This is a genomic window from Aquabacterium sp. UBA2148 (assembly GCF_002328915.1).
In the GTDB taxonomy this organism is placed as follows: domain Bacteria; phylum Pseudomonadota; class Gammaproteobacteria; order Burkholderiales; family Burkholderiaceae_C; genus Aquabacterium; species Aquabacterium parvum.
Genome location: NZ_DCXA01000123.1, coordinates 1 through 4,611, shown reverse-complemented (window position 1 = coordinate 4,611; position 4,611 = coordinate 1). Strand labels below are relative to the sequence as shown.

Genomic DNA, 4,611 nt, shown 5'->3' with positions numbered 1-4,611 from the left:
CAGCCTCGTTGCCTTGACGCCCGTGTCGGCGCACGCCCAGGCCGCCAGGCCCGTGCCCATCCCCGCCAACACACTGCGTGGCGAGATCACCTTCGGTCTGCCGCCTGAAATCGTGCTCAACGGCAAGGTGGCCACCCGCTTGTCGCCCGCCTCGCGCATCCGCGGCCAGAGCAACACCCTGGTCATGTCGGGCACGCTCGGCGGCCAGACCCACGTCGTCAACTACAACGTCGACGGCCAGTCCGGCCTGATCCAGGACGTCTGGCTGCTGACCGCGCAGGAAGCCTCGCGCACCTGGCCCACCACGCCCGAAGAAGCGGCCAAGTGGGTGTTCGACCCCATCTCGCAGAGCTGGTCCAAGCCCTGAGCGGCTGACCACCGACCTGAGCTTTCCTGCGCACCAGGTAACTCAGCGTGCCTGCCACCGCGCGCCCCATTTCCCTTTTTGAAGCAGGCAGGACGCCGTCGCCCAGACAGCCCCTGAATCGCCATGTCCATCGACACCCCCACCACGCCCGACACGCCCTCGAACGCCGCGGACCTGCCCCAGCAGACCCAAAAGAAGGTCTACATCAAAACCTACGGCTGCCAGATGAACGAATACGACTCGGACAAGATGTCCGACGTCATGAACGCGGCCAAGGGCTATGTGCCCACCAACGACCCGGAACAAGCCGACCTCATCCTCTTCAACACCTGCTCCATCCGCGAGAAGGCGCAAGAGAAGGTGTTCTCCGACCTGGGCCGCGTCAAGCACCTGAAAGAAAAGGGCGTGATGATCGGCGTGGGCGGCTGCGTGGCCAGCCAGGAAGGCGCCACCATCATCGAGCGCGCGCCCTACGTGGACGTGGTCTTCGGCCCGCAGACCCTGCACCGCCTGCCCGCCATGCTGGAAAAGCGGAAGCAGCAGCAACGCCCGCAGGTCGACATCAGCTTCCCCGAGATCGAGAAGTTCGACCACCTGCCCCCGCCGCGCAAGGAAGGCGCCTCGGCCTTCGTGTCGATCATGGAAGGCTGCTCGAAGTACTGCAGCTACTGCGTGGTGCCCTACACCCGCGGCGAAGAGGTCTCGCGTCCCTTCGACGACGTGCTGACCGAGGTCGCCGACCTGGCCGACCAGGGCGTCAAAGAGGTCACCCTGCTGGGCCAGAACGTCAACGGCTTCCGTGGTCGCATGGGGGACACCGCCGAGATCGCCGACTTCGCCATGCTGCTCGAGTACGTGGCCGAGATCCCCGGCATCGAGCGCATCCGCTTCACCACCAGCCACCCCAACGAGTTCAGCCAGCGCCTGATCGACGTCTACGGCAAGACGAACAAGCTGGTCAACCACGTGCACCTGCCCGTGCAGCACGGCTCCGACCGCATCCTGATGGCCATGAAGCGCGGCTACACCGTGCTCGAGTACAAGAGCACCATCCGCAAGCTGCGCGCCGTGCGCCCCGACATCCGCCTGTCCACCGACTTCATCGTCGGCTTCCCAGGCGAGACGGACGAGGACTTCGACAAGCTCATGAAGCTGGCCACCGACATCGAGTTCGACGCCTCCTTCAGCTTCATCTTCAGCGCCCGCCCCGGCACGCCGGCCGCGTCCTTGCAAGATGACACCCCGCACGAGGTCAAGCTCAAGCGCCTGCAAACCCTGCAGGCCTACCTGGAGTCCAACGTGCAGCGCTACAGCCAGATGCTGGTGGGCACCACGCAGAAGATCCTGGTCGAGGGCCCCAGCCGCAAGGACCCGTCCGAATTGATGGGCCGCACCGAGTGCAACCGCATCGTCAACTTCGCCGCCGGCCCCACGCAGACCCTGCGCGATCGACTGGTCGGCCAGCTGATTGACGTGCACATCACGCAGGCCTATCCCCACTCGCTGCGCGCGGAACTGTCGCTCAGCTGAGCAAAAAGAGCGCCATCGCAACAACGGGCGCAATCACCCGTTCAAAACCCGTTTATTCGGACTTTCGGACGAAAGCGGCGAGCAGACACTGGCGGCGGACCCACTGCCATCGACTCGCCATGAAACTTTTCCAACTGTGTGCCGACCAGGTCCAGCCTCGGCACCCCCTCCCCTGGAACGTCTACAACGACAGCAGCCAGCTGCTGCTGCACCGCGGCTACGTGTTGCAAGACACAGCCCAAGTCGAGGCCTTGGTCTCGCGAGGTGTGTACGTCGACCAGCATGACTTCGACACCCACGCCAGCAACCTGGCTCGCGACCACCGGCGCCGCGACGCGGTGTCCCTGTGGCACGACCTGAACCAGCGGGTGGGCCGATTGATGAACCAGGCGATGGACGGCCCCGCCTTCCTGCAGGACATCAACGAGGCCTGTGGCGACCTCCAGCACGGCATGACGCAGCAACTCGACGCGAGCTTGTTCGAGTTGCTGCACGCCGACGACCCTCAGAGCTATGCGGTCACCCATGCTCTGCAAACCGCCGTGGTGAGCAGCCTGGTGGGCCAGCGCATGGGATGGGGCGAGCGCGAACGCGACACCCTCGTGCAGGCCTCGCTGACGATGAACCTGGGCATGAGCACCCTGCAGTCGACGCTGTCGATGCAACTGGAGCCGCCAAGCACGCAGCAGCGCCAAGCCATCCACGATCACGGCCACCACAGTCGCCACCTGCTGGAAGCGCGCGGCATCACCGACACGGACTGGCTGAGCGCGGTCGAGCAACATCACGTGACACCTGATGGCGGGCCCCTGCCGGCACACCACGCGCAACTCGGCGAGGTCGCCTGCGTGATGCACTACGTCGATGTCTACCTGGCCAAGATCAGCGCCCGCGCCTCTCGCCCGGCCATGGCGTCCCACCTCGCGGCCAAGTCCCTGTTCATGCAGGCCGACGGTGCACGCAACCCCTATGTGTCGGCGCTGATCAAGGAAATCGGCGTCTACCCGCCAGGCTCTGCTGTTCGACTGGCCAATGGCGAGGTCGGGATCGTCGTGCGACGTGGCGAGGCAGCTCACTTGCCCGAGGTCCACAGCGTCATCTCAGGCAACGGCCAGCCCATGAGGCAGGCTGTGCGTCGCAACACCGCGGAGAGTTCGTTCAAGGTCACCGAGGCCCTGCCCCGCGGTCGCTTGGGACACAACCTCGACCGGCGCTCCCTGTTCGCTCAGGCGGCGGCGGCTTGAGGCACGGCAACCCGACGGAGGTCAGGAAACGTCGCCGGGCGATGGCGCGCAGCCGCACTCCCTGGCAACATGATCGGCCATGAGCAGCACCTCGTGGCATGACCCGGCCGCGCCGGACCCGTTCTCCGTCTGGCACGGCATGCACGACCGCGTCGCGCGCCTGCTCAAGCAGCCCGACTCGCCCCGCTTCGTGGCCGAGCTCGATGCGGTCACCGAGGTGATCCTGCAGACGGTCGACGCCGCCCCCGAGGCCAGCCTCTTCGAGATGATCTACGGCGAAGAGATCGCCGGCTACGCGGTCGCCCACGCCCTGCAGACCGCGTTCGTGACGGCCCTGGTCGCGCAACGCATGGGCTGGTCGCTGCGCGACAGGCAGACCCTGGTCAAAGCCTCGCTGACGATGAACATCGCCATGCTGGACCTGCAGGACGCGCTGGTGCGGCAACCGACCGCACCAACGGTTCGCCAGCGCCAGGAAATCGAGGCGCACGCCGCGCGAGGCCGCACCATGCTGGAGGCCGCCGGTGTCACCGACGCCGTCTTGCTGCACACCGTCGCCAACCACCACGTGACCGACGGCGGGCGCGCCTTGCCAGCCGACCGCAGCGCCATCAGCCCCCTGGCTTGCCTGGTGCACTATGCCGACGTCTACCTGGCCCGACTCAGCCCGCGCGCGACCCGCGCCGCGCTGGCCATCAACGTGGCCGCGCGCGAACTGCTGAGCAGCGCGGGCGGCACCGCCAACCCCTACGCCACGGCCATCGTCCAGGAGATGGGCAACTACCCGCCGGGCACCTTCGTGAAGCTGCGCAATGGCGACACCGCCATCGTGCTGCGCCGAGGCAACGCGCCCGACACACCCCTGGTCAGCACCCTGCTGCGCGCCGACGGCACGCCCTACCTGATGACCCAGCTGACCGACACGGGCGAGCCTGACCACAAGGTCGTGGCCGCCTTGCCGCGCGGCCAGGTGATGCTGACGCTGAATCGCCGCAGGCTCTACGACCAGGCTCAGGGTTGAACCGCGAAGCACCTGAGCTCAGGTGACTCAGGCCGCCCGAGCCAGCGCGTCCAGCAAACGATCGATGTGCTCGCTCGTGTGCGCCGCCGACAGCGAGATCCGCAACCTCGCCGTGCCTTCGGGCACCGTCGGGGGCCGGATCGCCGGCACCCACACACCCTGCTCGTCGAGGCGAGCCATCACGGCCAGTGCATCGGCGTTGCTGCCGATCACCAAGGGCTGGATGGCGGTGTCAGACGGCATCAGCGTCCAAGGCAGGCGCGCCGCCTGCACGCCCTCGCGCAGTCGCTGCTGCAGCGCGCGCAGGTGCGCACGCCGGTGAGGTTCATCGGCCATCACCCGCAATGCCGCGCGCAGGGGCGCCGCCACCATGGCGGGCGCGGCGGTGGCGAACATGTACGTGCGGGCCTTCTGCATCACCCACTCGACCACCGACGGTTCACCCGCCA

General features: G+C 67.1%; 5 protein-coding genes. 4 read left to right on the top strand and 1 reads right to left on the bottom strand.

Annotation, left to right across the window (positions count from 1 at the left end; all coding sequences use genetic code 11):
• The 4 genes from B2W70_RS06725 to B2W70_RS06710 form a co-directional block, all read left to right on the top strand.
• The coding region (locus B2W70_RS06725) for a hypothetical protein (protein WP_286744073.1) at positions 1-367 on the top strand (367 nt) is incomplete at its 5' end.
• Between the two features lie 129 nt (positions 368-496).
• Positions 497-1,897: a tRNA (N6-isopentenyl adenosine(37)-C2)-methylthiotransferase MiaB gene (miaB, locus tag B2W70_RS06720; RefSeq protein WP_414631033.1), complete on the top strand. Its 1,401-nt coding sequence runs from the start codon at positions 497-499 to the stop codon at positions 1,895-1,897.
• A gap of 119 nt (positions 1,898-2,016) precedes the next feature.
• Complete coding sequence (locus B2W70_RS06715) at positions 2,017-3,141, top strand: HD-GYP domain-containing protein (protein WP_286744070.1); 1,125 nt, start codon at positions 2,017-2,019, stop codon at positions 3,139-3,141.
• Between the two features lie 79 nt (positions 3,142-3,220).
• Entirely contained in the window at positions 3,221-4,162 is a 942-nt protein-coding gene (locus B2W70_RS06710) for an HD-GYP domain-containing protein (protein WP_286744069.1), read from the top strand.
• Between the two features lie 27 nt (positions 4,163-4,189).
• Here the strand turns inward: B2W70_RS06710 and B2W70_RS06705 are convergent.
• On the bottom strand, positions 4,190-4,611 hold a 422-nt coding region (locus tag B2W70_RS06705), incomplete at its 5' end, for an aminotransferase class I/II-fold pyridoxal phosphate-dependent enzyme (RefSeq protein WP_286744067.1).

Excerpts from the sequence above, each read along its gene's own strand:
- B2W70_RS06715 (WP_286744070.1), top strand. The coding sequence starts at position 2,017 with ATGAAACTTTTCCAACTGTGTGCCGACCAGGTCCAGCCTCGGCACCCC.
- B2W70_RS06710 (WP_286744069.1), top strand. The coding sequence starts at position 3,221 with ATGAGCAGCACCTCGTGGCATGACCCGGCCGCGCCGGACCCGTTCTCC.